Here is a 21,802-nt window from a genome sequence, read left to right on the forward strand (position 1 = left end):
CTTTTATAAGGGATAAGCGGTGGGGAAAAGAGCATGCGCGATGGATCACAGTTTGCCGTCGATACAAAGGGGCGCTCGCGCCCGAACAGCGTCAATCTATCAGAGGGTCTTATGCTGAGTGGACTTAACCATTTGACCCTGGCGGTCAGCGACCTGACGCCAAGCGTCGACTTTTATCACCAGCTATTGGGAATGCGCCTGCACGCCCGCTGGGACGGTGGGGCATATTTGTCGTGTGGAGAGCTGTGGCTTTGCCTGTCGCTGGATGCGCAGCGCCACAAAATAGCACCCGAGGAGAGCGACTATACGCACTATGCCTTTAGCGTGGCGGAAGCTGATTTTGCATCGATGACCGAGCGGTTGGCGCAGGCCGGAGTGGTGGTGTGGAAGGATAACCGCAGCGAGGGGGCGTCGTACTATTTTCTCGACCCGGATGGGCACAAGCTGGAGCTACACGTTGGCAGCCTCGCGCAGCGGCTGGCCGCCAGCCGGGAACGTCCCTATCAAGGCATGGTTTTTTATGAGGACGGCGACGTTTAATTCAGCGCGCTGCCGGATTTCAGCGTGCAAATCCACAGCGGTGAGTTGATGGAACTCAGCAGAATGGCTTTATCGTTGAGCTTCTGGGCGTTGAGAAACAGCCCGTCGTGACTGTCGGACATCTCGCGCATAAAGTAGGCGAAAATCACGTCCGGGGATTCATCGATAGACGAGGCGCTGGACTCCCACTGGTTGATGCGATAGTGACGTTCCGTCGCGGAAATGCGTTTGCTGCTGTAGCTGAATTTGACGTAGCGTTGCAGATAGAGCCAGCCGGCGGCCGAATCGGTATAGCCCTCGACCACCATTGAGCCTTTGCCGTGGCCGCCAAAGTTGAAGTGAATGTTACCGTTCACGTTCTCTTTATCCATATTTTCAAAACGCATGATCCCTTTGGTGGAACAACTCATCACGCCGGCGTTTTCATCGGGCAGCAGGCGCCAGGCGCTAAACCCGGCGACCACGATAAACACGAGCAGAGAAAGGGCAAAGAACGTACGCGGCGCGAGTTTCATCATGGTTTCCATGAATAGTAAAAGTAGTTGTCACAGTAGCTAAACGGATTGTCTTCATGCATCGCGCAGTGGGCGAGGAACACGCGCCCCAGGCCGTTGGTCTCCAGTCTGTCGCCGTAGAAGAAGAGAAAACGCTCGCCGGGTTTGCACTCGACCTTCAGCCGCTGACGTACTTCGTCGAAATTTTTCACGTAGGCGTCTGCGCTGACCGAGCGCAGCATTTCATCGCTGGCGAGCAATTCACACTGGCTATGGGTGATTTGGCTCAGTGAGATGGGGTGCGACTCTCGCATGCCCACCAGACTCAGGATAAGCAGCAACAGCGCAATGGTCAGCAGACAGGCACCTGCGATATACCAGCAGGCACCGCGCGCATGCGCCGTAGCGGGAGGGGTTTCCTGTGGTGTCTCAGGCGCGGCTTCAGGGATGATGAGCGGCGGTTCCTGCGTTAGTACGGGCGGCGAAGGTTCATCCAGCGCTTCAATCACCACATCTGGGTTGAGCTGCAAGTAGCCGCGCGACACCGTGACGATAATGTTATCGACGCCGTAGTGGCGGAAGGTTTTGCGCAGCATGCTCAGATATTGATTCAGGTTGCTGTTTGACGAGGTTAATCCGTTGTCATCCCAGACTTTTTTCAGCACCTCTTCCCGGCTGACGATACCGGTGTGACGCAAAAAGAAAAACAGCAGGGCGCTGGCGGTGATCGACAGCTGGCTGTCCGGCTCAGCGCTTTGCGGCAGCGTTATCGTGCCATCCGTTGCATCATAAATAAAACGGGCATTGATGTTGTAGCGCATCGCGGCCTCAGCCTTGTGCTTCACGCGGGAAGCGTCATCTTATTAAGAGATTCGACCAACGTTCGTCGGTGTTCGGCGCACATGGTGATCCCTTCCGTAAGTTCAGATAACCAGATGCCGTCTGCCGTATAGCGCACCAGCGTACCGGTGGGGCTATTGTCCAGCGCATCGCCGTGTGCCAGGTGATCCAGCATCCAGTCACGCCAGCATTTTCGCAGCACCGGTTCATCCGGCATGGCCAGCGACAGCACCATCAACTGGCGACTTTCATGCGTGTCCGTCAGGTCAGCAAGGTAGTTCAGATAGGCGCGAGTAAAGCGGCCATAGCTGACGCCATCCTGCTGCATCAATGCGACGATCGCTTCTTCCATAATCGCCAGCAGGCGGGTAAACAGCGCGTAAATCAGCGCCTGCTTATTGGGAAAGTGATGAATCAAGCCACCTTTACTGACCCCTGCTTCGCGGGCGACAGCGTTCAGCGACAGGGCCGCGATGCCGTCCCGTCCAGCAATCATCGCCGCTGACTCCAGCAGCAGCTGATATAAACGGACCGGATCTTTTTTGCGGTGTTGGGTTTCCATATTCATGGCCCGAATCATACCGACCAGACGGTATGTTCCTTTTTGACAGCGATCAAAGCGAGGGGGATGTCCGCATAGAGATTATGGGTAATGCGTGAGAGGTCACAATTTGTTGTAGAAATCAGGCGGTTTCAGTCATACCAGCGCTTTAAAATAATGATGCACTTGCGCACAGTGCATTGGTGCGTTATTGTTTTGATAAGGTAGTTAGGGAGGTGCAATGGAATGCCGAGTATGCTTGTAAACATTGGAAGCTTTCGAGATGACTGGCTTGCGGATTTTTTTAAACATGCAACACCACATAAAAAAATCCCCTCAGACATACATGCATCTCTGGCCAGGAAGCTAGATATCATTAATGCAGCGGTAACTTACCAAGACTTGAAGTCACCGCCCGGTAACCGTTATGAGGAACTTGAGGGAAAACTCAAAGATTATTCTTCAATAAGGGTTAACAAGCAGTACCGATTAATTTTCCAGTGGGCAAATGGTAAAGCGCACGATCTTTATTTAGATCCACATGAATACTAATCAACAGAACTAATCGGCTTAGCCATTTTTATTGCCGCTAAGCCGTCGACCATCATGGAGTAAATTATGAATCAAGCAACCAGAAAGCCGACTACGGTAGGGGACATCCTTCTGTTTGAATACCTGGAGCCGCTTGACCTTAAAATCAACGATCTGGCGGAAATGCTGCAGGTACACCGCAACACGGTCAGCGCGCTAGTGAACAATAATCGTAAGCTGACTATTGATATGGCGTTTCGCCTGGCTAAAGCGTTTGATACCTCGGCTGCATTTTGGATTAATTTACAGGCAGCTGTCGATGTATGGGAAACCGAAAACGACGCTCGTCTTCAGGTTGAACTCAATAAAATTATTACGGCAGAAGATTTCCTGGCCGCACGCGCGAAAGCGAATGAGAAAGCAGCGTAAAACCGAGCTTAAACTCTCTTTTGCTAATGATAAAGGCCGCCGGAATATCTCCCCGCGGCCTTTTTTGTTTTCACTACCGTGGCTTACTTCTGCACCGCGCTTTTAGCTTTCGCTTTCGCGTTATTACAGGCCGTCTGGTTTTTCGCACAGGCGTCTTTTGCTGCTTTCGCTTCTTTCTGCGCGTTAGCTTTTGCCGTGCTCTTCGCCTGAGCGCACTGGGTTGGGTTGTTCTGACAGGCGGTTTTTGCGTTCGCTACTGCCTGGCCGTTGGCCGCATTCGCCGCACCCATTGCCAGCAGTGCGCAGGCGCCTAACATCATCGCGATTTTTTCATGTTGCTTACTCCGCCGCTGCCTGAGCCAGATCGTTTTGGACCTGCTTACGCTGGTCAGCGGTCAGCACCTGGCTTAAGTCAAAGTAGTATTTCACTTTGTAGTAGCGAACCTGCTGGTCCACTTTACTGAACGCCGCCAGCTGTTGTTTCACACCCGCTTCATTCCATTTGCCGGACTGGATCATGTCGATGATCATGCCGTCTTTGACATCTTTCATTGAGATGGCCTGGACGTTTTTCTCCAGCTGCTGGTGCAGCGTTTTGATTTTGGAAACCTGAGCATCGGTCAGCTTCAGGTGCTGAACGATTGGGTCCTGAGCTGGCGCAGGGGCGGCGGTGGTATCAGCAGCCTGAGCGGCAAAAGTCGCGCCAGCAAGCGTAGCGACCAGTAAAGCAGTGCGGGTAAATTTTTTCATTGTAGTCATCCATAAAGCATTCAAATTGACGCTGAAGGAAGCGTCAGGCAACGGAGGAAAATCCCCCTTATTTATGTCGGGGCAATGATAGGTTGCCAGTCACTCTGGATGCTCGCGGATTGTTGTGTCAGTTGGTAACGATGGGAAACAATGACTCCAGGAAATCATAACTGTTTACGTATTAAGACCTTCTTAATGTTACGGTTTTCTTTTCGACCATTTCAGCAGGAAATCCACGGCAATGGAAAGATGAAATTGTGCAAAGCATTTGCGATATCTGGCGTTGTTAATCAGATTTTACCTTTAGATAACAATTACTTTCGCCAAATGATATTTGGTTATAAAGCATAGCGAATCGTTATTTGTTCCGCCGATGGCGGTGTGGGAGCGTAAAAAGACAATACAAAAACAGGGGTATCCAGAAAGATTATGGCAAAGACAAAACAGACAGTTGCACAGCTCGCTCTTCTCACCGGTCTGGTGGCGACCGGCCTGACGACCTTCACCGCGCAGGCCGATCAGCTGGCGGATATTAAGGCCAAGGGCGTAGTCAAAGTGGCCACCTTTGATGCTAACCCGCCGTTTGGTTCTGTGGATGCGAAGACTCACGAACTGGTGGGCTACGACGTTGATTTCGCCAAAGCGCTGGCAAAATCGCTGGGCGTGAAGCTGGAGCTGGTGGCGACGAACCCGGCGAACCGTATCCCGCTGCTGCAATCCGGCAAGGCCGATCTGATTGTTGCTGATATCACCATTACCCCGGAGCGCGCGCAGGTTATCGATTTCTCCACCCCGTACTTCGTCACCGGTCAGCAGTTCCTGGTACCGGCGACCGGCGGCGATAAGCTCGACGACTACAGCAAAGCGCGCATCGGTGCTGTGAAGGGCACGACCGGCGAGCAAACGCTGCATCAGCGCTTCCCGCAGGCGCGCGTGCTCTCTTATGATGACATTCCGCTGGCTTTAACCGCGCTGCGTAACGGCAACGTGCAGGCGATTACCCAGGACAGCACCATTCTGGCGGGCCTGCTGGGCGAAGCGCCGGATAAAGCCAAATTTAAAATCCTGCCGGATCTGCTGAGCAAAGAAGAAATCGGCGTAGGCGTGAAAAAGGGTGAACCGGCACTGCTGAAAGCGGTGAACGATGAGCTGGTGGCGCTTGAGAAATCAGGCGATGCAGCGAAAATCTACGACACCTGGTTTGGCCCTTCCACCAAAGCGCCTCAGCCGCGTTCCTTCACCATAGAAGCAAAATAATATGTTGTCGGCTTTATTCTCTCATTCCGCGGCGAAGTCCGCGGATTTTTCACATCTGCGCAATGCCAGCGTGGCGTTCCGTCAGGCAGTCAAAGCGTACGGCAGTCATCGGGTGTTGAACGGCATCGATCTGACGATTAATCCCGGCGAAGTGGTGGCGATCCTCGGGCCTTCGGGCTCGGGGAAATCGACCCTGATCCGCCTGATAAACCAGCTTGAAAGCCTTAGCGGCGGTGAGATCCTGATTGACGACAAGCCGACCAGTCAGCTGAGCGGGCGGGCGTTGCGTCAGCTGCGCAGCCGAATTGGTTTCGTCTTTCAGCAGTTCAATCTTTATGCTCATCTCACGGCGGCGCAGAACATCATGCTGGCGCTGGAGTCGGTCCACGGCTGGAAGCGCAGCGATGCTGAGCAGCGCGCGCGGGAGCTACTGCAAAAAGTCGGGCTTGCGGAAAAGGCGGAGTCCATGCCTTCACAGCTTTCCGGCGGCCAGCAGCAGCGCGTGGCGATTGCTCGTGCACTGGCCTCTTCACCGCAAATCATCCTGTTTGATGAGCCCACCTCGGCGCTGGATCCGGAAATGATCGGCGAAGTGCTGCATGTCATGCAGTCTCTGGCCCACAGCGGGATCACCATGATTGTGGTGACCCACGAAATGCAGTTTGCCCGCGAAATTGCCGACAGAGTGGTGTTTATTGACGGCGGCGATGTGCTGGAGGTCGCGCCTCCTGCGGAGTTTTTTGCCCGTCCGCAGCATCCGCGCGCACGGCGTTTTCTGCAGAAGGTGCTGGACCCGCTGCACCAGGAGCAGACGGCGTGATGGTGAATTTCGACTGGCAGGGGGTACTGAGCGGGCAGCCTCTACAATGGCTTATCTCGGGCTTTCTCACCACGCTGTGGGTATCGCTTGCCGGGATTATGCTGGCAAGCGTACTGGCGGCGCTGTTTTTACTGCTGCGTCTCGCTGGTGGGCGGTTGGGGCAGGGTATCACCGCCTGCTGGGTGTCGCTGTTTCGCAATACGCCGCTGCTGGTACAGTTGCTGTTCTGGTATTTCGCGGCGTGGAACTTCCTGCCGCAGGGGCTGCGGAATTTTGTCAACGACCCGCACGACTGGTCGATTCTGCCCGGCAACGTCTGGTGGCTGACGCCGGAGTTTCTGTGCTCGGCGTGGGGTCTTGGCGTCTTTACCTCGGCGTTCTTGATTGAGGAAATAGCGGCTGGGCTGCAAAGCGTGCCGAACGGCCAGCGCGAAGCGGCGCTGGCGCAGGGGTTTTCGACCTATGGACTGCTGCGACATATTTTGCTGCCGCAAGGGCTGGCTAACGCCTGGCAGCCGGTGGTGGGGCAGTATCTGAATCTGATGAAGCTCTCGTCGCTGGCGAGCGGCATTGGTTTTGCTGAGTTGACCTATCAGGTGCGGCAAATCGAAAGCTACAACGCGCATGCGCTGGAGGCTTTCGCGGTGGGCACCGTCCTCTATCTGCTGACCGGCATGGCGCTGGGGCTGTTGTTGAGCCGTCTGGGACCTAAACCGGTGGGGCAGCCTAAGCGCGTGCGGAAGGCGGCGGCGAGCGTGGCGGGAGGTGCGGTGAATGAACGCTAATCTGGCGGTAATTTACGACAACCTCGACTATCTGCTGTGGGGACGGCTGGCCGATGGCGAACCCGGTGGCGTAGCGCTGACGCTGATGATGGCGATAGGCGCCGGCGCGCTGGCGCTGCCGGGCGGCATTCTGCTGGCCTGCGCGGCGTGGCGATTCTCTGGTTTGACCCGACGCTTGCTTTACCTGTGGGCGGAGATAATACGCGGGATTCCGCTGATTTTCGTTATCTTCTGGCTGTGGTATCTGCTGCCAATGCTGACCGGGAGCGACCTGCCGGGTGCGGTGACGGTAACGCTGGCGCTGGCGTGGTTTACCGCAGCAATGGTGATGCACTCGGTGCTGGCGGGGCTGCGCGCGCTGCCTACCGGACAGTATGAAGCGGCGTTGACCCAGGGCTTTAGCGCCGGGCAGAGCCTGCGGCTGATTTTGCTGCCTCAAACCCTTCGCAACGTGCTGCCTTCGCTGGTGGGGATTTTTATCAGCCTGCTGAAGGACACCTCGCTGGCGTTTATCGTCAATGTACCAGAATTAACCACGGTGGCGGGGCAGGTGAACAACCGCGTGCAGATCTACCCGACGGCGATCTTTGTCTTTATCGGCGTGGTCTATTATCTGCTGTGTTTTGGGCTGGAAAGGGTGGCAAAACGCTGGCAGCGGCGGGTGGCGGTATAAAAAACAAACCCGGCGTCGCGATGCTCGGCCGGGCTAAGAATGACAGAGGGTGGTAGCCCGGCTGAGGCGTTTACGCCGACGCCGGGTTTAGACCATCACACGTTTTTACGTTCGATGGTTTGTTCGCCCCAGAAGAGCGCGTCTTTATCGGTTTTGCTGAAGGCCAGTTCGAGAACGGCATCGCTGCCTTCTTCCCAGATTTTCTCTGCCGTTTTTTCATCAAATTTGGCCAGCTCAAAAATCGCTTCGGCGATTTCAGGCGACGTGTTGCGCAGACTGGCCCATTCACCAATATGATGAGCCTTGCCTTCTTGTGTCGGCATATCGCTTCTCCCTTAAATCATTAGCCTTTCATTTTGACGGCCAGGCCTGCCACGTATTCACCCTGATAACGGGCGATGGACAGCTCTTCCTGGCTTGGCTGGCGTGAACCGTCTCCGCCAGCGATAGTGGTTGCGCCATATGGCGTGCCGCCGCGAACCTGAGAAACATCAAACAGTTCCTGAGCCGCGTAACCAATCGGCACAATCACCATACCGTGGTGGGCGAGGGTCGTCCACGTTGAAGTAATGGTCTGCTCCTGTCCGCCGCCGGTACCGGTTGAGCTAAAGACGCTGGCCAGTTTGCCGTACAGCGCGCCGGACGCCCACAGGCCGCCGGTCTGGTCGAGGAAGGTGCGCATTTGCCCGGCCATATTGCCGAAGCGGGTAGGAGTACCGAAGATAATGGCGTCGTAATCAGCCAGTTCTTGTGGGGTGGCGACGGGAACCGCCTGCGCTTTGCCGCCTGCTTTGGCAAAGGCTTCAGCCTGCATTGTTTCTGGTACGCGCTTGATGGTGACGTCAACGCCGTCGACCTTATTTGCGCCTTCGGCTACCGCTTTAGCCATCGTTTCGATGTGTCCGTACATAGAATAATAGAGCACCAGAACACTTGCATTTCCACTCATCTTAACTCTCCTGTGTCAAATTCGTCGGTTACCTAACAAGCATGTTTAAGCATAGTCGCAAATGACGGATTCGCTGCAACGATTCGGCAATTTATCCGCGCCTGGGTGGCATGATTTTTTGCCGCCGCTGTGCCTTTTGACGTAGGCTGACACACTTTTTTATGACCGTTTTTCCTCTACCATAAGAGCCGATTACGCATGGGGCGAGGTGTCGCCTTGAAAAAACGGGCGCTAGATATGACAAAATGTGACCAATCCGCCTGCGCTGCCGCTGCGACGGCTAACCTTATTACTACCCGCGCAATACGGCGGGTGAATGCGCTTTGAATTACGTAATGCACTATGTCGTTCTCTCAACCGGAGGTCAGTAATGGCAAACCATCGTGGCGGTTCCGGCAATTTTGCCGAAGACCGTGAAAGAGCATCAGAAGCAGGTCGTAAGGGCGGCCAACACAGCGGCGGGAACTTCAAGAACGATCCCCAACGCGCCTCGGAAGCGGGCAAAAAAGGCGGGAAAAACAGCCATGGTAGCCACCGCGGCAGCTAGCGGTGCGTGAATTGTCTGCCTCTCTCCTAACCGCCGGATAATCCGGCGGTTTCTTTTTATGGCCGTAACCCGCAAAATAGGTATTGATGCCGTAAATAACAAGGAGAGGGCGCATGGCTCAGGATGCAGTAAAAAAAGGTGGCAAACGTTCGCAGGCTGTCAGTGCGAAGAAACAGGCTATCCTTACCGCCGCGCTGAATACCTTTTCACAATACGGGATCCACGGCACGCGCCTTGAACAAGTGGCGGAGCTGGCCGGGGTATCGAAAACCAATCTGCTTTACTACTTCCCGTCAAAAGAGGCGCTTTACGTGGCCGTGATGCAGCAGATCCTCGATATCTGGCTGGCGCCGCTGAAGGCATTTCGGGAAGATCTGGCGCCGCTGGTGGCAATTAAAGAGTACATCCGTCTCAAGCTTGAGGTCTCGCGTGATTACCCACAGGCCTCGAAGCTGTTCTGTCTGGAGATGCTGCAGGGCGCGCCGCTGGTGATGGATGAGCTGACCGGCGACCTGAAAGCGCTGGTGGTGGAGAAGTCGGCCATCATTGCCGCGTGGGTGAGTGCGGGCAAGCTCGCGCCTATCGACCCGCACCATCTGATCTTTATGATCTGGGCGACGACCCAGCATTACGCTGATTTTGCCACCCAGGTGGAGGCGGTGACCGGGAAAACCCTGCGCGACGAAACCTTCTTTCAGCAGACCGTCGACAACGTCCAGCGCATCATCATCGACGGTATCCGCGTCCGTTAGCTGGCGGGCGGCAGAGGGCAGCTCAGGTCGCCCTCTTCACACTGTAACAGCGAGGAGAGAAACGCTTCGCGCTCGTTAGTTTTGTCGGTCAGGCACTGGCTATTCACCATCGGCTGCGCGCTGCCGCCATGGCTACTGGAGCTGATAAACGCACAGTCCGCATCGCGCAGCGCAATCCACGCTGACTGCGCTTTCTTCAGTAAATCTCGCTGCGCGGGCTCTGCGCGCTTCAGCACGTCCTGCCAGGTTTGGTTGAGCTTTTTATCTGCCGCCTGATACTGCGCAGCGGAGCAGGTGTTTAAATCAGCCTGCGTAGTGGCATCGGCACACTCGTCCGCCAGGGCATAACCGCTGCTCAGCAGCAGGGCAAGGGCGGGTAAGAGACGTTTCATCGGTTGACTCTCCAGATTATTCATACGGCGCTTAGGCTCAGGATATAGCACGATTTTACCTCTGAATCTCCTCCAACCACCGCTCGTTTTTCTGAATTTGAAAGGTGGCGCAACGATCGACTGGACGTCTTTGGTGTAGAAGGTTGATGATCGCGCACTTGCACGGAGAGAGGGAAGGGAAATGACAGTGATGTCCGGTACCAACGTTCAGCCTCGGTTAACGCTTTTTACGCTGGCGTGGCCAATTTTTGTGGAGCAACTGCTGCGGCTGATGCTGGGGTACGTTAGCGTTTTCATGCTGGGACACTATTCCGATGAGGCCGTTGCTGCCACCGGGGTCGCTAACCAGATTCTGGCCATTTCCGTTATCTTCTACGGCTTTTTGACCGTTGGCGTGCAGATTGTGGTCGCGCAGCTGATTGGTGCGCAGCGGTTTAAGCGCGTGGAGCGGGTGATCACCAACGGGCTGGTAGTGGCTTTTCTTATCGGCGTGGCGATGAGCCTTATCTTTATTCTTTTCGGCGATGCGTTTTTGCGCATGCTGGGGCTAAGCGAGGCGCTGGTGGTGGTCGGTTCGCCGTTTATTCGCATCATCGGCGGCATTTCGGTGGTTATCGCCCTCTATTCGTCTATTCTGCCCATTCTGCGTACCCACGGCTACGTTCGTCAGGCGATGCTGGTACCTGTCACGGTCAGCGTGATCAACGTGGTGTTCAACTACCTGTTTCTCTACGGCAAGCTGAGTTTTCTCGACCTCGGGGTGACCGGCGCGGGTATTGCGGTATGTATCGCCAACGTTATTGGTATGCTGATGTCGGCGTGGATGCTGAAAAAGTACATTGGCTACGTGTTCCGCTGGCAGAAGCTGAAGCAGTGCTCGCGCAAAATGCTGGGAGCCATTTTACGCTACGGGCTGCCGTCGGCGGGGGAGAACCTCTCTTACGCGGGCTCGCAGCTGGTGGTGACGGCGATTATCGCTTTTCTCGGCACCGAAGCGCTAACTACCAAGGTTTACGCTTCAACGATCAGCCAGTTTGTCGCGCTGTTTGCCATGTCTATCGGCCAGGCCTCACAGATTATCATTGGCCGTGCGGTGGGCGCGCGTGAAATTGATGCGGCGTACCGCCAGGGGATTAAAAGCTGGCGGTTGGGTCTGGCGGTGGCCTTGTCTATCAGCGTGGTTATTTACCTGCTCGCCGAGCCGATTATGCAGCTCTTTACCCCGAATCAGGAAATCATCGCCCTGACTAAGAAACTGTTTATGCTGTCGATTTTGCTCGAACTGGGACGCGCGACCAATATCATCGTCATCAGCAGTCTGAACGCGACCGGCGACGTTCGCTTTCCGTTTATCTGCGGGATTATCGTGATGTGGATTGTCAGCCTGCCGTTTTCCTACCTGTTGGGTATTTCGTTCGGGCTGGGGCTGGTTGGGGTCTGGATGGCGTACATTATTGATGAAGGGCTGCGGGCGATGCTGATGTACCGGCGATGGCGTAGCCGGGTGTGGACGACGAAATCTGTCTTCTAGCTAGTGAATTTCCCGGGCGAGCGCATGCGATCCCGGACGGTTCCCAAATTAAAAAACCGGCAATCGCTCTGAGGGAACCTCATATTTCTGGCATAACGAAATAAACGATTTGATCTTTGTCACTTTGTTATTATTCCACTAAGAGTACTTTAAAACTGTAATTGTTTCTTGTATGTATTTTTTATATTTATCATTAACAAATAATAGAAGCATTGAATGAATAATGAATGGGAAGAGATACTAGCGAAAGCTGGCATGAAAAAAAAGGATGCCGCTATCCTGATTAAGTTGGCAAAATTGAAAAAAATCAGTTTAAGCCGGGCGTTTTTTCTCTATGCCTGGAAATATTACGCCTGGAGTATGGCTTTACTATCAGCTGTAATTTTTTCGTCTCTTTCTGAAGGGATAGAGTATTTAATAGCAAACATTCTTTTCTGTATTGCTGTTGCTTTTGCTTCGCTCTTCTTCACGCCGTTTGTCATAAATTTGATTTGGAGCATTAAAATTCAATATAAATTGCTCGGAAAATAATAGGAGATTATTTTGAGTAGCTATGGATTAATGAACTTGCAACGTGAAAAAGAAAAAATTGACCAGCTTGTCTATGATATAGGTTTTCAATATCTTCACGATCCGGATATACGTTCAAAATATATGAACGAGGAACGTAGAGTCACATCAGCTTGCCTTGATGAATATCGGTATGGGAAATTAGATTTTGGCAGGGCGATGGATAAATTGCGTGAATATCATATGTCGTTAACTCAACATTATATGAACTTAAGAATGGAGAGTATTAAATTATATGCAATAGTTGAGCGTGAAAGAGTAAAACATTCTATTCTAACAATATCATTAAAACGAGTTGGCTTCGTTAGTGGGGCAATGCAAGCCATCGGCGGCTTTGGTTTATGTAAAGCAAGCCTTGGCGCTGCCTGTAAAAGTTATGGGATACCTTTAATGATGCAGGGAAGTGAGAATGTTTGGGAAAATGGTTATTATTTATTATATCATGAGGATCCTAAGAAAATGCCTTTGAGGTATGCCTATCGTCAGGCTGTTAAACTTTTAGGCGGTGATGAAAAGGGTGGGGATATTGTTTTTTCAACGGGAGATCTTGTTCTTTCATTTGGTTCAGCCTCAACGCTTACGTTGAAAACCGATTCGTGGAAATTATTCCGCTATATACAGGAAGATTATATTCGCAGTTGGAGAACCCTGGGTGCCGTTGGGAGCGCTAATGAGTTAACCGGTGATGCCGCTAGTGGATTCACAATTTATCAACTTCTTGGTGGAGAAAGTACTAATTGGTCTGATTTGAGGGAATAAGGATATGCTCTTCAAAAAATATGATCAGAATAATAAGGATTTAATTGATGGTATTAGACTTGCGGGGTTAAGTGAATATAGAGCGCAAAAGCTTATTCGTTTTGCTAATGAAAATAAGATAAGCTTGCAAAAGGCTTATTTATTAACAGATGCAAGAGTCATTAAGGTTGATGTTATTCTGTTTTTTATTATGTCATTTTTTATATTTTCAATTACACAGAAAGATCTTAGTGAGTTATGGGCGTTTTTTTTAATATTCGGGTTGTCGTTTTTTGTTATCGAGTTAACCTGTCGGCTGCATAGAAATTACTTTAAGATTTGGATGGTTTATATCAAGTTACGAGGGATTTAAATGAGAATAAATGAACGAACGGACATAGATATGGTCTCCCTGAATTGTTAGCACAACCAGTAGATCACAATATTCTATGCCGTTATTTTTTACCGCCTATTACTGGGAATTTCTTAGTAATAGGCGGGGTTTGAACCTCTTAACCAATCGTCATCAAGCTGGCGTTCCCGCCCGCTGCGGCGGTGTTCACGCTGAGCGAACGCTCATGGTACAGACGCTCCAGCAGCAGATTGGTTTCACCGCGGGCAAAACCCTGCACCGAAACAATCGCTCCGTCGCGCGCCGCCACCAGCTCGCAGAGTTCGCGCAGCTGGTCAGAATCACCGTGGTAAATCACCGCATCGAAGAAGGCGTTCATCAGCGTTTCCGGTTTCGCGAAGTGGATACGCTCGCTCACCGCTTTCGGCAATGATTTCACCAGTTCACGCTGCAGCGGCGCATCCTGCCACAGCACTTCGCTGCCGACCGCCATCACCGCCGACAGCTGCGTCAGCAGGTCCGACTCGTTATCGGCCACGCACAGTACGCGCTCGCGCGGCACCAGCGTCCAGGTGTTGCGCTCGCCGGTTGGCCCTGGTAGCACGCGCTGAGTACCGGCCTGCGCCAGCTCGCTATACAGCTTGCTCTGCGCCAGCAGCTCCGGACGACCGGCCATCCAGCTTTGCAGCTCGGTGAGCGGTTTTTCCAGCAGCGTTTTGAGCTGAGTATCAACCACCTGACCCGCATCCTGACGCGCCAGCGTTTTCGCCAGCGCCGTTTCTGGACGGCTCGCCAGCAGGCGGTACAGGTACATCGGGCCACCCGCTTTCGGACCGGTGCCGGAGAGACCTTCACCGCCGAACGGCTGCACGCCAACGACCGCGCCCACCATATTACGGTTAACGTACAGGTTGCCGACTTTCGCGCTGCCGGTGACCTGAGCGATAGTTTCATCAATACGGGTATGCACGCCGAGGGTCAGACCGTAGCCGGAGGCATTGATCTGTTCAACCAATGAATCCAGCTGATTCCGGCTGTAGCGCACCACGTGCAGCACCGGACCGAAGACCTCTTTTTTCAGCTCGTCGAAGCTCTCGAGCTCAATCAACGTTGGCGGAATAAAGGTACCGGTTTGCCACTCGCGGCTGTCCTCGGCATTTTCACGCGCGGCCTGGAATACGGTACGGCCTTTGGCGCGCATGGTCTGGATATGGTTCTCAATACCGGCTTTCGCTTCAGCATCGATAACCGGCCCGATATCGGTGGTCAGACGGCCCGGATTGCCCATCCGGCATTCCGCCATCGCGCCGCGTAGCATGGTCAGCGTGTGGTCGGCGATATCGTCTTGCAGGCAGAGCACACGCAGCGCCGAGCAGCGCTGTCCCGCGCTATCGAAGGCCGAGGCTACCACGTCAACCACCACCTGCTCGGTGAGCGCGGAGGAGTCAACGATCATCGCGTTCATGCCGCCGGTTTCCGCCACCAGCGGCGTCGGGCGGCCCTGAGCGTCGAGACGGGTGGCAATATTGCGTTGCAGCAGGGTGGCAACATCGGTAGAACCGGTAAACATCACGCCGCGCACGCGGGCATCACCGGTCAGCTGCGCACCGACGGTTTCGCCGCGGCCTGGCAGCAACTGCACCACGCCTGCCGGTACGCCCGCTTCCAGCAGCAGGGCGATACCCTGAGCGGCAATCAGCGGGGTCTGCTCGGCCGGTTTGGCCAGCACGCTGTTACCGGCGGCAAGGGCGGCGGCCACCTGACCCATAAAGATAGCCAGCGGGAAGTTCCACGGGCTGATACAGACCACCGGGCCCAGCGGACGGTGAGTTTCGTTATCGAAATCGTCACGAACCTGACCGGCGTAGTAGTGCAGGAAGTCGACCGCTTCACGCACTTCGGCAATGGCGTTGCTGAAGGTTTTCCCGGCTTCACGCACCAGAATCCCCATCAGCGGCTGCATCTGATCTTCCATCAGCACCGCGGCGCGTTCCAGAATTGCGGCACGTTCCTGCGGCGGAGTGGCGAACCAGATTGGCGCGTTGTTCACCGCGCTTTCCAGCGCCTGTTCTACTTCGCTGGACGTCGCTTCGCGGACATAGCCCACCACATCTTTCGGTTCAGCCGGGTTAATCACCGACACCATATCGCCGTCGGCAACCGGATGCTCCAGCATCGGCTTCGCCGTCCACTTATGCAGCGCGCTATTGAGCAGCGACGAGGAGAGGGAAGCCAGACGATGTTCGTTGGTGATATCCAGACCGGCGGAGTTGACGCGGCCCTTACCATAGAGGTCACGCGGCAGTGGGATCTTCGGATGCGGCAGACCGGACGCACCTTCCTGTAGCGCCATTTTCTCAACCGCCAGCACCGGGTCGGCAACCAGCTCGTCCAGCGGCAGGCTGCTGTCGGCGATACGGTTAACGAACGAGGTGTTAGCGCCGTTTTCCAGCAGACGACGCACCAGATAGGCCAGTAGCGTTTCGTGAGTGCCCACCGGCGCATAAATACGGCATGGACGGTTCAGTTTGCCTTCCGCCACTTTGCCGACAACCTGCTCGTACAGCGGTTCGCCCATGCCGTGCAGGCACTGGAACTCGTACTGACCCGGGTAGTAGTTATTGCCCGCCAGTTGATAAATCGCTGCCAGAGTGTGGGCGTTGTGGGTGGCAAACTGCGGGTAGATAAGGTTCGGCACGCCGAGCAGTTTTTTCGCGCAGGCGAGATAAGAGACGTCGGTGTACACCTTGCGGGTGTAGACCGGATAGCCTTCGAGGCCGTCCATCTGCGCACGTTTAATTTCGCTATCCCAGTAGGCGCCTTTCACCAGACGGATCATCAGGCGGCGACGGCTGCGGGTGGCGAGGTCAATCAGGTAGTCGATAACAAACGGGCAGCGCTTCTGGTAGGCCTGAATTACGAAGCCAATGCCGTTCCAGCCTGCCAGCTCTGGCTCAAAGCACAGTTTTTCCAGCAGATCGAGGGAGATCTCTAAACGATCGGCCTCTTCGGCGTCGATGTTAATGCCGATATCGTACTGGCGCGCCAGTAGGGTCAGCGATTTCAGGCGCGGATAGAGTTCATCCATCACGCGGTCGTACTGCGCACGGCTGTAGCGTGGGTGCAGGGCGGAGAGTTTGATGGAGATCCCCGGGCCTTCATAGATGCCACGGCCGTTGGACGCTTTACCAATGGCGTGAATCGCCTGCTGATAGGAGACCATATAGGCCTGCGCATCGGCGGCAGTCAGCGCGGCTTCGCCGAGCATATCATAGGAGTAGCGGAAGCCTTTTTCTTCAAGCTTACGGGCGTTGGCCAGCGCTTCGGCGATGGTTTCACCGGTCACGAACTGTTCGCCCATCAGGCGCATCGCCATGTCCACGCCTTTACGCACCAGCGGCTCACCGCTCTTACCGATAATGCGGTTCAGCGAGCGCGACAGGCTGGTTTCGTTGTGGGTAGAGACCAGTTTGCCGGTAAACAGCAGCCCCCAGGTGGCGGCGTTGACGAACAGCGACGGGCTGCGGCCAATGTGCGACTGCCAGTTACCGTTGCTGATTTTGTCGCGGATAAGGGCATCGCGGGTGGCTTTGTCAGGAATACGCAGCAGCGCTTCCGCGAGGCACATCAGCGCCACGCCTTCCTGAGAGGAGAGGGAGAATTCCTGCAACAGGCTCTGTACCATCCCGGCGCGGCCGCTGGCGGTTTTCTGGTTGCGCAGCTTTTCCGCCAGTTTCCAGGCCAACTGATGCGCCTGTTCGGCAATCGGCTGCGGCAAGCGGGCCTGCTCCATCAGCATTGGCACGGCGTCGGTTTCGCTGCGGCGCCAGGCGGCGGTAATCGCCGCACGGGTCACTGATTGCGGCAGGATCTGCTCGGCGAATTCGAGGAACGGCTGGTGGATTTCTTCTGCCGGCTGGGCAGATTCATCACTCTCGTTCGCGGCACCTGACAGTAGCGCAGGCAGCTCCGGCAAGACTTCATCGTTTTCGAGCTTTTCCAGATAGTTAAAAATTGCCTGCTTTATGAGCCAGTGAGGGGTGCGGTCGATACGTGTCGCCGCACTCTTAATGCGCTCACGCGTTGCGTCATCCAGCTTAACCCCCATGGTGGTGGTGCCCATGCCATCTACTCCTGTTGCTCGGTTGTCATAGTAATTGCGTAACAGGAATATCCATCATGTTGCAACTTTGTGCAACCGTGTTAAATGTGACGTCCGTTGCAGGCTTAAAAATGAGTTAATTGTTAATGGTAAAACTTATGGAAAACACCCTGGAAAATGGATATTGCGAGCTGATTTTATGCGCCACTTAACAGTTATTCGTGGTGCAACCGTAAAAAACGTGAGGGAGTGCAACCTATAGGAAAATGCTATCAGCGGGCTAATGCATTCTATGTAAATGCAGTGTTAAATCGTTTGTGAATTAATTCCGCTTCCGTCAGGATACGGTCGCTTCAAATGATTGCCCCGTTCCGGCAATGATAAAGACGGCAAATTGGGATGTTGCCGACGCATAATTCTGGAGAATTTAATGACTATTAGTACACCGATGCTGGTGACCTTTGTTGTTTATATTTTTGGCATGATGCTTATTGGCTTCTTTGCATGGCGCAACACCAAAAATTTCGATGACTATATCCTCGGCGGCCGCAGCCTGGGCCCGTTCGTGACCGCGCTTTCCGCCGGTGCATCTGATATGAGCGGCTGGCTGTTGATGGGGCTACCGGGCGCTATCTTCATTTCCGGTATTTCAGAAAGCTGGATCGCCATCGGTCTGACCGTTGGCGCGTGGATCAACTGGAAGCTGGTGGCCGGGCGCTTGCGCGTGCACACCGAGGCGAACAACAACGCCTTAACGCTGCCGGACTACTTCACCGGGCGTTTTGAAGATAATAGCCGGGTGCTGCGTATTATCTCCGCGCTGGTTATCCTGCTGTTCTTCACCATCTACTGCGCTTCCGGGATTGTTGCCGGTGCGCGTCTGTTTGAAAGCACCTTTGGCATGAGCTACGAAACCGCACTGTGGGCGGGAGCGGCAGCGACTATCCTCTACACCTTTATCGGCGGCTTCCTCGCGGTGAGCTGGACCGATACCGTGCAGGCCAGCCTGATGATTTTTGCGCTGATCCTCACGCCGGTTATCGTTATCTTCGCCGTGGGTGGCCTCGGTGACTCGCTGGAAGTTATCAAGCAAAAGAGCATTGAAAACATGGATATGCTCAAAGGTCTGAATTTCGTTGCCATTATTTCGCTGATGGGCTGGGGCCTGGGCTATTTTGGTCAGCCGCACATTCTGGCGCGCTTTATGGCCGCCGACTCCCACCACAGCATTGTGCACGCGCGCCGTATCAGTATGACCTGGATGATCCTGTGTCTGGCTGGGGCGGTTGCCGTGGGCTTCTTCGGGATTGCCTACTTCCAGAACAACCCGTCGGTGGCAGGGCCGGTGAGCCAGAACGCCGAGCGCGTATTTATCGAGCTGGCGCAGATTCTGTTTAACCCGTGGATTGCTGGGATCCTGCTGTCAGCGATTCTGGCGGCGGTGATGTCAACGTTGAGCTGTCAGCTGCTGGTGTGCTCAAGTGCGATTACCGAAGATTTGTATAAAGCGTTTCTGCGTAAAAACGCCAGCCAGAAAGAGCTGGTGTGGGTGGGGCGCTTTATGGTGCTGGTGGTGGCGCTGGTGGCTATTGCGCTGGCGGCAAATCCGGAAAACCGCGTGCTGGGTCTGGTGAGCTACGCGTGGGCAGGCTTCGGCGCCGCGTTTGGCCCGGTGGTGCTGTTCTCGGTGATGTGGTCACGTATGACCCGCAACGGCGCACTGGCCGGGATGATTATCGGTGCGGTGACCGTGATCGTCTGGAAACAGTTCGGCTGGCTGGGGCTGTATGAAATCATTCCTGGCTTTATCTTTGGCAGCGTCGGTATTGTCCTGTTTAGCCTGCTGGACAAAGCGCCGTCGGCAAGCATGCAGGAACGCTTTGCCAAAGCGGACGCGCATTATCACTCCGCACCGCCGTCCCGCTTAAGTAGCCCGGACGAGGTGCGATAGCGCCGCCTCCGGGGTAGCTCGGTGTACCAACCCGGCAACTCTCTCAAGCCCGCATTTTTGCGGGCTTTTTTTATGTTTGCACCTGATAACGAGCGTAACTATATTCGCGCTATTTTTTTACATCTCGTCATTATTTCCCTCACATTTCGCTTGTGTTTATTTTTGGCTTAATGATAATCACTATCACTCACATTTACCTGTCTTTGCAAAAGTTGACGGCGTTAAACATTTAAGGATGTCCGCATGTTTGTTCCTTTTCTCATTATGCTGCGCGAAGGGCTGGAAGCTGCGCTGATTGTCAGCCTGATTGCCAGCTATCTGAAGCGCACGCAGCGCGGTCGCTGGATTGGGGTCATGTGGATTGGCGTGATTTTGGCCGCTGCGCTGTGCTTAGGTTTGGGCATTTTCATCAACGAAACGACCGGCGAGTTCCCGCAAAAAGAGCAGGAGCTGTTTGAAGGGCTGGTGGCCGTGGTGGCAGTGGTTATCCTGACGTGGATGGTGTTCTGGATGCGTAAAGTGTCCCGCAACGTCAAGCAGCAGCTGGAGCAGGCGGTGGATAACGCGCTGCAAAAGGGCAATAACCACGGCTGGGCGCTGATCATGATGGTCTTTTTCGCCGTAGCACGTGAAGGGCTGGAGTCGGTCTTCTTCCTGCTGGCGGCATTCCAGCAGGAGCTCGGCATCTGGCCGCCGCTGGGGGCTATCCTGGGTCTGGCAACAGCCATCGTGCTGGGTTTCCTGCTTTACTGGGGCGGTATTCGCCTCAACCTCGGCGTGTTCTTCCGCTGGACGAGCCTGTTTATTCTTCTGGTAGCGGCAGGGCTTGCGGCTGGGGCGATTCGCGCCTTCCATGAAGCGGGCCTGTGGAACGCGTTCCAGGATGTGGCCTTCGACCTCAGCGGTACGCTGACCACGCATTCGCTTTTCGGCACGCTGCTGGAAGGCATCTTTGGTTATCAGGAAGCGCCGAGCGTCAGCGAAGTGGCGGTCTATTTCCTGTATCTGATTCCCGCACTGGCGCTGTTCTTCTGGCCGCCACGCGCTGCTACATCAACATCACGTATCGCCCCATAAGGCAGATAACGGCTGTTTAGTGACAACTACTTATTGAAAGGGATGGACCATGACCAAGAACTTCCGCCGCAGCGCGTTGCAGACGGGCATCGCAGCACTCTTCTCTACGGCGTTTATGGCACAGGCTGCCGATATTCCGCAGGTTAAAGTGACGGTAAACGACAAACAGTGTGAACCGATGTCCATCACCGTGAAAGCGGGTAAAACCCAGTTCATCATCCAGAACCACAGCCAGAAAGCGTTGGAGTGGGAGATCCTCAAAGGGGTGATGGTGGTGGAAGAGCGTGAGAACATCGCGCCGGGCTTCACCCAGAAGATGACCGCCAACCTGCAGCCGGGTGAATACGACATGACCTGCGGCCTGCTGACTAACCCGAAAGGTAAGCTGATTGTTACCGGTGAAGCGACCAAAGACGCGGCGAAAGCCAACGCGCTGCTGAGCCTGAACGACGCGATTACCGCATATAAAGCCTACGTCACTGCTGAAACAGCAGAGCTGGTTAAAGGCACCAAAGCCTTTACCGATGCGGTGAAAGCGGGTGATATCGCCAAAGCGAAATCCCTGTACGCCTCTACCCGTCAGCACTACGAGCGTATCGAACCGATTGCCGAGCTGTTCTCTGACCTCGACGGCAGTATCGATGCCCGTGAAGACGACTACGAACAGAAAGCGGCGGATCCGAAATTCACCGGCTTCCACCGTCTGGAAAAAGCGCTGTTTGGCGACAACAGCGTGAAAGGTATGGAGCACTATGCTGACCAGCTGAATACCGACGTGCTGGATCTGCAAAAACGTATTTCTGAACTGGCCTTCCCGCCGTCAAAAGTGGTGGGCGGCGCAGCTGGCCTGATTGAAGAAGTCGCGGCGAGCAAAATCAGCGGTGAAGAAGACCGTTACAGCCACACCGACCTGTGGGACTTCCAGGCTAACATCGACGGTGCGCAGAAGATTGTTGACCTGCTGCGTCCTCAACTGCAGAAAGAGAACAGCGCGCTGTTGGCGAAGATTGACGCTAACTTCAAGAAAGTGGACGCCATTCTGAGCAAATACCGCACCAAAGACGGCTTCGAAACCTATGACAAGCTGACCGATGCGGACCGCAATGCGCTGAAAGGGCCGATCACCACTCTGGCGGAAGATCTGGCGCAGCTTCGTGGGATCCTGGGTCTGGACTAAGCAA

Annotated in this window: 25 protein-coding genes; 16 read left to right on the top strand and 9 right to left on the bottom strand. The window is 54.5% G+C overall.

What is annotated here, in order from left to right; genetic code table 11:
• Positions 1-111 precede the first annotated feature (111 nt).
• Complete coding sequence (locus RDN66_RS22040; RefSeq protein ID WP_202218139.1) at positions 112-540, top strand: FosA family fosfomycin resistance glutathione transferase; 429 nt, start codon at positions 112-114, stop codon at positions 538-540.
• On the opposite strand, the gene RDN66_RS22045 is transcribed toward RDN66_RS22040, so the two are convergent.
• Genes RDN66_RS22045 through RDN66_RS22055 form a run of 3 tightly spaced genes read right to left on the bottom strand, consistent with a single transcriptional unit; the run spans position 537 to position 2,454 of the window.
• Entirely contained in the window at positions 537-1,055 is a 519-nt protein-coding gene (locus RDN66_RS22045) for a FidL-like protein (RefSeq protein WP_035894785.1), read from the bottom strand. The two genes, RDN66_RS22040 and RDN66_RS22045, sit on opposite strands and share 4 nt — an antisense overlap.
• On the bottom strand, positions 1,055-1,855 hold the full coding sequence (locus RDN66_RS22050; RefSeq protein ID WP_248538950.1) for a winged helix-turn-helix domain-containing protein: 801 nt from the start codon (positions 1,853-1,855) through the stop codon (positions 1,055-1,057). Before RDN66_RS22050 ends, RDN66_RS22045 begins: the two co-directional genes overlap by 1 nt.
• A 20-nt stretch (positions 1,856-1,875) precedes the next feature.
• Positions 1,876-2,454 (bottom strand): TetR/AcrR family transcriptional regulator, encoded by a 579-nt coding sequence (locus RDN66_RS22055; protein WP_202216044.1) that lies wholly within the window; start codon positions 2,452-2,454, stop codon positions 1,876-1,878.
• Between the two features lie 216 nt (positions 2,455-2,670).
• Between RDN66_RS22055 and RDN66_RS22060 the strand changes: the two genes are divergently transcribed.
• A complete protein-coding gene (locus RDN66_RS22060) occupies positions 2,671-2,967 on the top strand; it encodes a type II toxin-antitoxin system RelE/ParE family toxin (protein ID WP_167540417.1) in 297 nt (98 codons plus the stop codon).
• Positions 2,968-3,033: 66 nt separating this feature from the next.
• Positions 3,034-3,375, top strand: coding sequence for a HigA family addiction module antitoxin (locus RDN66_RS22065; RefSeq protein WP_123651216.1), 342 nt, complete (start codon positions 3,034-3,036; stop codon positions 3,373-3,375).
• A gap of 83 nt (positions 3,376-3,458) precedes the next feature.
• On the opposite strand, the gene RDN66_RS22070 is transcribed toward RDN66_RS22065, so the two are convergent.
• Positions 3,459-3,695, bottom strand: a complete 237-nt coding sequence (locus tag RDN66_RS22070) for a late histone H1 (protein ID WP_308538183.1) — start codon at positions 3,693-3,695, stop codon at positions 3,459-3,461.
• 19 nt (positions 3,696-3,714) lie between these two features.
• On the bottom strand, positions 3,715-4,125 hold the full coding sequence (locus RDN66_RS22075; RefSeq protein ID WP_035894792.1) for a Spy/CpxP family protein refolding chaperone: 411 nt from the start codon (positions 4,123-4,125) through the stop codon (positions 3,715-3,717).
• Between the two features lie 429 nt (positions 4,126-4,554).
• Here RDN66_RS22075 and RDN66_RS22080 point away from each other — a divergent pair, with 429 nt between their 5' ends.
• Genes RDN66_RS22080 through RDN66_RS22095 form a run of 4 tightly spaced genes read left to right on the top strand, consistent with a single transcriptional unit; the run spans position 4,555 to position 7,660 of the window.
• Positions 4,555-5,382, top strand: coding sequence for an ABC transporter substrate-binding protein (locus RDN66_RS22080; protein ID WP_227675098.1), 828 nt, complete (start codon positions 4,555-4,557; stop codon positions 5,380-5,382).
• A gap of 1 nt (position 5,383) precedes the next feature.
• Positions 5,384-6,202, top strand: a complete 819-nt coding sequence (locus tag RDN66_RS22085) for an amino acid ABC transporter ATP-binding protein (protein ID WP_202216042.1) — start codon at positions 5,384-5,386, stop codon at positions 6,200-6,202.
• Positions 6,202-6,987 carry an amino acid ABC transporter permease gene (locus RDN66_RS22090; protein ID WP_115074642.1) on the top strand — a complete coding sequence of 262 codons (786 nt, stop codon included), beginning with the start codon at positions 6,202-6,204 and terminating at the stop codon, positions 6,985-6,987. Before RDN66_RS22085 ends, RDN66_RS22090 begins: the two co-directional genes overlap by 1 nt.
• Complete coding sequence (locus RDN66_RS22095; protein WP_202216041.1) at positions 6,977-7,660, top strand: amino acid ABC transporter permease; 684 nt, start codon at positions 6,977-6,979, stop codon at positions 7,658-7,660. The genes RDN66_RS22090 and RDN66_RS22095 overlap by 11 nt, the downstream gene beginning before the upstream one ends.
• A gap of 95 nt (positions 7,661-7,755) precedes the next feature.
• On the opposite strand, the gene RDN66_RS22100 is transcribed toward RDN66_RS22095, so the two are convergent.
• Positions 7,756-7,983, bottom strand: coding sequence for a YccJ family protein (locus RDN66_RS22100; RefSeq protein ID WP_035896671.1), 228 nt, complete (start codon positions 7,981-7,983; stop codon positions 7,756-7,758).
• Positions 7,984-8,003: 20 nt separating this feature from the next.
• Positions 8,004-8,609, bottom strand: coding sequence for an NAD(P)H:quinone oxidoreductase (gene wrbA / locus RDN66_RS22105; protein ID WP_035896674.1), 606 nt, complete (start codon positions 8,607-8,609; stop codon positions 8,004-8,006).
• A gap of 370 nt (positions 8,610-8,979) precedes the next feature.
• Here wrbA and RDN66_RS22110 point away from each other — a divergent pair, with 370 nt between their 5' ends.
• Positions 8,980-9,156 (top strand): general stress protein, encoded by a 177-nt coding sequence (locus RDN66_RS22110; RefSeq protein ID WP_035896676.1) that lies wholly within the window; start codon positions 8,980-8,982, stop codon positions 9,154-9,156.
• A 113-nt stretch (positions 9,157-9,269) separates the two neighbouring features.
• Positions 9,270-9,908 (top strand): HTH-type transcriptional regulator RutR, encoded by a 639-nt coding sequence (rutR, locus tag RDN66_RS22115; RefSeq protein ID WP_035896678.1) that lies wholly within the window; start codon positions 9,270-9,272, stop codon positions 9,906-9,908.
• On the opposite strand, the gene RDN66_RS22120 is transcribed toward rutR, so the two are convergent.
• Positions 9,905-10,300, bottom strand: a complete 396-nt coding sequence (locus RDN66_RS22120) for a lysozyme inhibitor LprI family protein (protein ID WP_035896680.1) — start codon at positions 10,298-10,300, stop codon at positions 9,905-9,907. The genes rutR and RDN66_RS22120 overlap by 4 nt on opposite strands.
• A 181-nt stretch (positions 10,301-10,481) precedes the next feature.
• On the opposite strand from RDN66_RS22120, the gene RDN66_RS22125 reads away from it, so the two are divergent.
• From RDN66_RS22125 to RDN66_RS22140, 4 genes are all read left to right on the top strand, one after another.
• The gene (locus RDN66_RS22125; RefSeq protein WP_308538184.1) at positions 10,482-11,831 is read left to right on the top strand and encodes an MATE family efflux transporter; all 1,350 of its coding nucleotides are present in this window, start codon (positions 10,482-10,484) and stop codon (positions 11,829-11,831) included.
• A gap of 216 nt (positions 11,832-12,047) precedes the next feature.
• Positions 12,048-12,362 (top strand): hypothetical protein, encoded by a 315-nt coding sequence (locus RDN66_RS22130; RefSeq protein ID WP_202216040.1) that lies wholly within the window; start codon positions 12,048-12,050, stop codon positions 12,360-12,362.
• Positions 12,363-12,374: 12 nt separating this feature from the next.
• Positions 12,375-13,160, top strand: a complete 786-nt coding sequence (locus RDN66_RS22135; protein ID WP_248537316.1) for a DUF4225 domain-containing protein — start codon at positions 12,375-12,377, stop codon at positions 13,158-13,160.
• A 4-nt stretch (positions 13,161-13,164) separates the two neighbouring features.
• The gene (locus RDN66_RS22140; RefSeq protein ID WP_202216038.1) at positions 13,165-13,512 is read left to right on the top strand and encodes a hypothetical protein; all 348 of its coding nucleotides are present in this window, start codon (positions 13,165-13,167) and stop codon (positions 13,510-13,512) included.
• 139 nt (positions 13,513-13,651) lie between these two features.
• On the opposite strand, the gene putA is transcribed toward RDN66_RS22140, so the two are convergent.
• Positions 13,652-17,614, bottom strand: a complete 3,963-nt coding sequence (gene putA, locus RDN66_RS22145) for a trifunctional transcriptional regulator/proline dehydrogenase/L-glutamate gamma-semialdehyde dehydrogenase (protein ID WP_202216037.1) — start codon at positions 17,612-17,614, stop codon at positions 13,652-13,654.
• 409 nt (positions 17,615-18,023) lie between these two features.
• Here putA and putP point away from each other — a divergent pair, with 409 nt between their 5' ends.
• From putP to efeO, 3 genes are all read left to right on the top strand, one after another.
• A complete protein-coding gene (gene putP / locus RDN66_RS22150; RefSeq protein WP_308538185.1) occupies positions 18,024-19,544 on the top strand; it encodes a sodium/proline symporter PutP in 1,521 nt (506 codons plus the stop codon).
• A 243-nt stretch (positions 19,545-19,787) separates the two neighbouring features.
• On the top strand, positions 19,788-20,621 hold the full coding sequence (gene efeU / locus RDN66_RS22155) for an iron uptake transporter permease EfeU (RefSeq protein ID WP_202216035.1): 834 nt from the start codon (positions 19,788-19,790) through the stop codon (positions 20,619-20,621).
• A 49-nt stretch (positions 20,622-20,670) separates the two neighbouring features.
• Positions 20,671-21,798 carry an iron uptake system protein EfeO gene (gene efeO, locus RDN66_RS22160; protein ID WP_202216034.1) on the top strand — a complete coding sequence of 376 codons (1,128 nt, stop codon included), beginning with the start codon at positions 20,671-20,673 and terminating at the stop codon, positions 21,796-21,798.
• Positions 21,799-21,802 lie beyond the last annotated feature (4 nt).

The sequence above is a fragment of the uncultured Kluyvera sp. genome (assembly GCF_902485085.1).
Lineage (GTDB): Bacteria > Pseudomonadota > Gammaproteobacteria > Enterobacterales > Enterobacteriaceae > Kluyvera > Kluyvera ascorbata.

Excerpts from the sequence above, each read along its gene's own strand:
- RDN66_RS22040 (WP_202218139.1), top strand. The coding sequence starts at position 112 with ATGCTGAGTGGACTTAACCATTTGACCCTGGCGGTCAGCGACCTGACG.
- RDN66_RS22045 (WP_035894785.1), bottom strand. The coding sequence starts at position 1,055 with ATGAAACTCGCGCCGCGTACGTTCTTTGCCCTTTCTCTGCTCGTGTTT.
- RDN66_RS22050 (WP_248538950.1), bottom strand. The coding sequence starts at position 1,855 with ATGCGCTACAACATCAATGCCCGTTTTATTTATGATGCAACGGATGGC.
- RDN66_RS22055 (WP_202216044.1), bottom strand. The coding sequence starts at position 2,454 with ATGATTCGGGCCATGAATATGGAAACCCAACACCGCAAAAAAGATCCG.
- RDN66_RS22060 (WP_167540417.1), top strand. The coding sequence starts at position 2,671 with ATGCTTGTAAACATTGGAAGCTTTCGAGATGACTGGCTTGCGGATTTT.
- RDN66_RS22065 (WP_123651216.1), top strand. The coding sequence starts at position 3,034 with ATGAATCAAGCAACCAGAAAGCCGACTACGGTAGGGGACATCCTTCTG.
- RDN66_RS22070 (WP_308538183.1), bottom strand. The coding sequence starts at position 3,695 with ATGATGTTAGGCGCCTGCGCACTGCTGGCAATGGGTGCGGCGAATGCG.
- RDN66_RS22075 (WP_035894792.1), bottom strand. The coding sequence starts at position 4,125 with ATGAAAAAATTTACCCGCACTGCTTTACTGGTCGCTACGCTTGCTGGC.
- RDN66_RS22080 (WP_227675098.1), top strand. The coding sequence starts at position 4,555 with ATGGCAAAGACAAAACAGACAGTTGCACAGCTCGCTCTTCTCACCGGT.
- RDN66_RS22085 (WP_202216042.1), top strand. The coding sequence starts at position 5,384 with ATGTTGTCGGCTTTATTCTCTCATTCCGCGGCGAAGTCCGCGGATTTT.
- RDN66_RS22090 (WP_115074642.1), top strand. The coding sequence starts at position 6,202 with ATGGTGAATTTCGACTGGCAGGGGGTACTGAGCGGGCAGCCTCTACAA.
- RDN66_RS22095 (WP_202216041.1), top strand. The coding sequence starts at position 6,977 with ATGAACGCTAATCTGGCGGTAATTTACGACAACCTCGACTATCTGCTG.
- RDN66_RS22100 (WP_035896671.1), bottom strand. The coding sequence starts at position 7,983 with ATGCCGACACAAGAAGGCAAGGCTCATCATATTGGTGAATGGGCCAGT.
- wrbA (WP_035896674.1), bottom strand. The coding sequence starts at position 8,609 with ATGAGTGGAAATGCAAGTGTTCTGGTGCTCTATTATTCTATGTACGGA.
- RDN66_RS22110 (WP_035896676.1), top strand. The coding sequence starts at position 8,980 with ATGGCAAACCATCGTGGCGGTTCCGGCAATTTTGCCGAAGACCGTGAA.
- rutR (WP_035896678.1), top strand. The coding sequence starts at position 9,270 with ATGGCTCAGGATGCAGTAAAAAAAGGTGGCAAACGTTCGCAGGCTGTC.
- RDN66_RS22120 (WP_035896680.1), bottom strand. The coding sequence starts at position 10,300 with ATGAAACGTCTCTTACCCGCCCTTGCCCTGCTGCTGAGCAGCGGTTAT.
- RDN66_RS22125 (WP_308538184.1), top strand. The coding sequence starts at position 10,482 with ATGACAGTGATGTCCGGTACCAACGTTCAGCCTCGGTTAACGCTTTTT.
- RDN66_RS22130 (WP_202216040.1), top strand. The coding sequence starts at position 12,048 with ATGAATAATGAATGGGAAGAGATACTAGCGAAAGCTGGCATGAAAAAA.
- RDN66_RS22140 (WP_202216038.1), top strand. The coding sequence starts at position 13,165 with ATGCTCTTCAAAAAATATGATCAGAATAATAAGGATTTAATTGATGGT.
- putA (WP_202216037.1), bottom strand. The coding sequence starts at position 17,614 with ATGGGCACCACCACCATGGGGGTTAAGCTGGATGACGCAACGCGTGAG.
- putP (WP_308538185.1), top strand. The coding sequence starts at position 18,024 with ATGACTATTAGTACACCGATGCTGGTGACCTTTGTTGTTTATATTTTT.
- efeU (WP_202216035.1), top strand. The coding sequence starts at position 19,788 with ATGTTTGTTCCTTTTCTCATTATGCTGCGCGAAGGGCTGGAAGCTGCG.
- efeO (WP_202216034.1), top strand. The coding sequence starts at position 20,671 with ATGACCAAGAACTTCCGCCGCAGCGCGTTGCAGACGGGCATCGCAGCA.